Below are 4,404 nucleotides of genomic sequence, written 5' to 3'. Positions count from 1 at the left end.
GCCTGCGGAAGCCGATCTCGTTGGCGCTCACCGATGTCTCCGCGATCTCGGTGGTGGAGATGCGGCTTTGCATGGTCTGGTCCGTCGCCGACGACCAATTGGTGTTCCAGGCCGGGCTCGCGAACTCGGCATCGAAGGTGGTGTCCAGGAAGGTCTGCATCTGTGCCGGAGTGATGGTGGCCACGGCGGGCGAGGATTGCGCGAAGCCGAAGGTCGCGAGAAAATCGGCATCGACCTGGTTCTTGCTGGCAGAGCCGGCGGCGTAAGGTGTGATCGGCGCGTTCTGCGTGTTGATGCCCGAGAACAGCGAAGAACCGTTATACGAGACATTCAGCGCGCCGATCAGGTCCTGGAGATTGGACGACGCTGGCGGCAGGATGACCCGGCCGCCGCCGTCGGTGCTGCGGGCCGCGATCAGATCCTTGAGGAAGTCGGTCGCGGTCTTGTTGAGCTGGGTAATCCGGTTCTGCGTCACGTCCAGGCGTCCCGCGACGAGCCCGTTGGTGTCGACGAGCTGGTCGGCGAAGCTCCAGTCTGCCCGCAGCGTGAGGTCGCTTCCGGTCGTGGCACCGAGCTCGAGGCCGACATCGTAGAAGCGTCCGGTGGTCGCCTCGGTCGACGCCCTGCTCAGTGCGGCCTGGTTGTTCGTGATCGAAGACCGCAACGACGAGGACAACATCAGGGTGGAAATGTAGTTCGCGCTCATCATGACTCAGTTCCCCACGGCAGCGAGCAGGCTCTGCAACATTTCATCGACAGTCGAAATGATCTTCGACGATGCCGAATAGGTACGCTCGACCTGGAGCATCAAGGCCATTTCGTCGTCCATGTTGACGCCGCTGACGTTCGACAGCGCGGCGATGCTGCGGTTGAGGAGCGTGCTCTGGTACTCGGAATTGGCATCGGCGGTCTTTCGCTGGTCTTCGATCCAGCTGGTCGATGACGATGCGAAGTCGATCAAGCTGCCGTTCGGCTTGCCCTGCGTGGTCGCGTCGAAGGGCTGCGAGGCGTCGATGCCGCCGACGAGCTGATGCAGCCGGGCGGAATAGCCGCTGTTGCCGGCGGTGTTGTATTGGTAGGCGGGATTGCCGCTGATCGCGCCGTCGCGCAGCAGGTTCGGATCGCCGCCCAGGGCCGGATCGACCGATGCCGCAACCGAGATCGTGCCGGCGAGGCCCACCGAGACGGTGGCGCTCGCAGGCATTGCCGGCGCACCGGGATAGGTGAAGAGGCCGGGAACGTCGGGCAGCGCTGCGGCGGTTTGATCGCTTTCCCGGAACGTATTGATCAAGCCGCGCGCGATCTCGTCGAGCTGGCTCTGATAGGTGACGGTGTCCCGGTCACGCAGTTGCGCGAGGCCGGCGAGCTTGCCCGATTTCAGCGGCATCACCGAATTGGCTCCGGTCACCGGGACGCCATCGATGTAGACGGCGTTGCCCGTGGTCCCGGCGGTGTAGACATTCGTCGCCGCGAAGCTCACGGCCCGCGCCGTCTTGTCGAACAGCACGACGCCGCTGTCGGCGTAGAGCGCAGCGTCGCCGTTGGGACGGATCGACATCGTGACGCCGACCTCCTCCGACAGCTGCGAGACGATGTTGTCGCGCTGGTCGAGGTAGTCGGTGATGTCGTCGCCGGAGATCGTGCCTTTCACGATCGCGGTGTTCACGGTCTCGAACTGGGACAGCAGCCGGTTCATGGTCTGGACCGAAATGTTCATGTCGGCATCGGCGCTCTCGCGGGCCGACTGCACCGTCTCCGTCGCCTGGTTGAGCGCGGTCGCCATGTCCTTGGCCGACGTGACAGCCGCCTGCGCCAGCGTGGTGTTGTCAGGAGCGTTGGCAAATTTCTGCAGCGCCTGCTTCAGGGCGTTGAGTTGCGCCGTCGGCGAATGGTCGATCTCCGGATCGTCCACCGTCGCGGCCGCGATCTTCTGCAGGCCGTCATAGATGGCGCTTTGCTTGGCGGAAGACGAGGTCGCGATCAGAACGTTGTTGTAGAGACCCGAACTGGCGGCGCGCTGGATCGCCGCGACATAGACCCCGGCGCCGGGCAGATTGTCCAGCACGGTGAGCTTGCGCGAATAACCGGTGGCGCCGGCACCAGCGATGTTGCGCGAGATGACCGACGACTGGACGCTCGACGCCATGAGCGAGGAGCGGGCCGAGTTGAGAGCGGCGGTAAGCGACATGGCGTGCTCTTGCTCGAATCGAGCGCTGACGAATTCAGCGCTTCAGGTTGACGACGACGTCCAGCAGATCCGAGCCGGTCTGGAACGATTTCGAGTTCGCCGTGAAGCCGCGTTGGGCTTCGATCATGCCGGTGAGCTCGTCCGCGAGGTCGACGTTGGAATCCTCCAGGGCGCTGGACTGGACCGTGCCGAGCCCTCCGGTGCCGGCATTTCCGACCTGCGCATTGCCGGAATTCATGTTGGTCGAATAGACGTTGCCCGGCTCGGGCGTCAGATTGTCGGGGCTCGCGACGTCGGCGAGCATGATCGTGTAGAGCGTCAGCTGCTGCCCGTTCTTGAGGATCGCCGTCACGTGGCCCGCATCGTCGATATCGACCTTCTCGATGGCCGATGGGACACTGCCATTGACGGTGGCCTTGAAGCTGAAATCGGTGCCGACCTGGGTCAAATTCGACAGGTCCAGGGTCATCGCCGCACCTCCGGGAACGGTGAAGGCGAGACCGGTCGGGCTCGCCGCGTCCAGCGCGCCCCTGCCGGCCGCCGTGGTGTCGAAAGTGAAGGTCGTGGCGGCACCGAGCGAGGTGCCCGTCGCGGAGTCGTAGACCCCTATCTGCCAGGTATCCAGGCCGGCAGCCGTCGCCGTGTGGGACATGTAGACGTCGAGCGTAACGGCCTGGCCGATATTGTTGTAGGCCACGATCGAGCTCTTCGATGAATATGAGGCCGGGCCGGGTGGGCCAGCAATGACGGCCGCTTTCGGATCCAGATTGCCGGTCGTGAGCGTGCCCGCCGTCGACGGCACCGGCACCTGCGAGACCTGGGCGATGTTGACGATCTGCATGCCTGACAGGCTGTTCTGCGAGAAATTGCTTACGTTGCCGGGCTGGCCCAGGAGGTAGTAGCCGGCGGCGTTGTACAGATTGCCCTGGCTGTCAGGCACGAAAGAGCCGGCGCGCGTCAGATATTGCTGCGTGTTGTTGGCGTTCGACACCACGAAGAAGCCATTGCCCTGGACGCGGAGGTCCGTGGTCGACGTGGTATACTGGGTATTGCCGCCGTCGCTGATGGCATAGCGGACCTTGGTTTCGACCGCGCCGGAATCGCAATTGCCGGAGCCGCTCTTCAGGATCAGCGAGGAGAATTCGGTGGAAGCCCGCTTGTAGCCCACCGTGTTGACGTTGGCGATGTTGTCCGAGACCGTCGACAGCTTGTTGGACTGCGCGTTCATCCCGGAAACGCCGGTGCGCATAACACCATACAGGCTCATGAATTGGGCTCCTTTGGTAGGTTGCAGTTACAATGGGGGTTCTTGCTTGCGCGGGGCTGATGATGGGGCGGGATGCACAACTTCATGTTATCAGCTCGTTTTTGGCTGGCAGAAGGTGCGCGCTTTGTCGGTCCATGCGCCGAAGCCGCTCGAGACGAGATGCGCAACGATGTGGCAGACATAGCGCTTCTGCGCCGGCTGATTGTTGGGACCCGCATTGTAGCGGGCCACCGCCATGGTCCAGCTGCCTTCGCGCTGCTTCAACTCCTTGAGGAAGCGCGCGGCGTACTCGACGTTCCCCGCGGGATCGAACATCGCCCGTACCGACGCGAACTTTTCGCCGTGATAATAATGGTTGATCTGCATGCAGCCGAGATCGATCAGCTTGATGCCCCTGCTGCGTATCGCCTCGAAATGCGAGATGGCGTCGTTGATGTCCTTGGCGAACACGGTCTGGCCGTCGGCCCCGAGCGCGTAGGGATGCAGCGCGCCGCGCCTACCGGTCTCGGTGAGGCCGACGGCATAGAGAATGCCGAGCGGAATCCCGTGCCGTTGCGCGGCACGCGCCATCTCCCGTTCGCAAGGGCGCGCGGCTTCGGCGGCCGCCTGCGCAGCGCTCGCGTTAGAGATAAACAGGGCCGCGACGATGATGCGGCGCCACGTCCTGGTCATGACGCGTCTCCTGGTTGGACTCGCGCTCCTGGCGAGCTTGCTTCGCGCCGCCGTCGGATTGCCCCGGCGACGCGCCGGCACCGCCGAAAGTGCCTTGCGACTGCGGCGAGGATTGTTGCTGGCCCGGGCCCTGCGGCTGCGACTGGCCGGAGCCGCTCTGGAATCCGTCCAGCGAGCCGTGCTGCACCGGTGCGACGTCGGCGACGTAGCCCGCCGACTGCATGAGATCGCGGATCTGGTCGCGCTGCTGGTCGAGCATCTGGCTGGTGTCTTTCCG

The 4,404-nt window shown here is 64.1% G+C and carries 4 protein-coding genes and 1 pseudogene; all 5 read right to left on the bottom strand.

The window, feature by feature from the left end:
* Window positions 1-709, bottom strand: a 709-nt coding sequence (locus tag JHD07_RS33720; RefSeq protein WP_291630020.1) for a flagellar hook-associated family protein, incomplete at its 3' end; no start/stop codon positions are given.
* Window positions 710-712: 3 nt separating this feature from the next.
* Window positions 713-2,188 carry a flagellar hook-associated protein FlgK gene (gene flgK / locus JHD07_RS33715; RefSeq protein WP_291630018.1) on the bottom strand — a complete coding sequence of 492 codons (1,476 nt, stop codon included), beginning with the start codon at window positions 2,186-2,188 and terminating at the stop codon, window positions 713-715.
* Window positions 2,189-2,222: 34 nt separating this feature from the next.
* Entirely contained in the window at window positions 2,223-3,455 is a 1,233-nt protein-coding gene (locus JHD07_RS33710; RefSeq protein WP_291630016.1) for a flagellar hook protein FlgE, read from the bottom strand.
* A gap of 90 nt (window positions 3,456-3,545) precedes the next feature.
* Window positions 3,546-4,127 carry a transglycosylase SLT domain-containing protein gene (locus tag JHD07_RS33705; protein WP_291630014.1) on the bottom strand — a complete coding sequence of 194 codons (582 nt, stop codon included), beginning with the start codon at window positions 4,125-4,127 and terminating at the stop codon, window positions 3,546-3,548.
* A pseudogene (locus JHD07_RS33700) lies at window positions 4,078-4,404 on the bottom strand (flagellar hook-length control protein FliK); the annotation flags it as partial. The pseudogene JHD07_RS33700 and the gene JHD07_RS33705, both read right to left, overlap by 50 nt.

The sequence above is a fragment of the Bradyrhizobium sp. genome (assembly GCF_016462955.1).
Classification (GTDB): Bacteria; Pseudomonadota; Alphaproteobacteria; order Rhizobiales; family Xanthobacteraceae; genus Bradyrhizobium.
This window is presented reverse-complemented; position numbering and strand designations above follow the sequence as displayed.

Coding starts and splice junctions, on each gene's coding strand:
- flgK (WP_291630018.1), bottom strand. CDS start 2,188: ATGTCGCTTACCGCCGCTCTCAACTCGGCCCGCTCCTCGCTCATGGCG.
- JHD07_RS33710 (WP_291630016.1), bottom strand. CDS start 3,455: ATGAGCCTGTATGGTGTTATGCGCACCGGCGTTTCCGGGATGAACGCG.
- JHD07_RS33705 (WP_291630014.1), bottom strand. CDS start 4,127: ATGACCAGGACGTGGCGCCGCATCATCGTCGCGGCCCTGTTTATCTCT.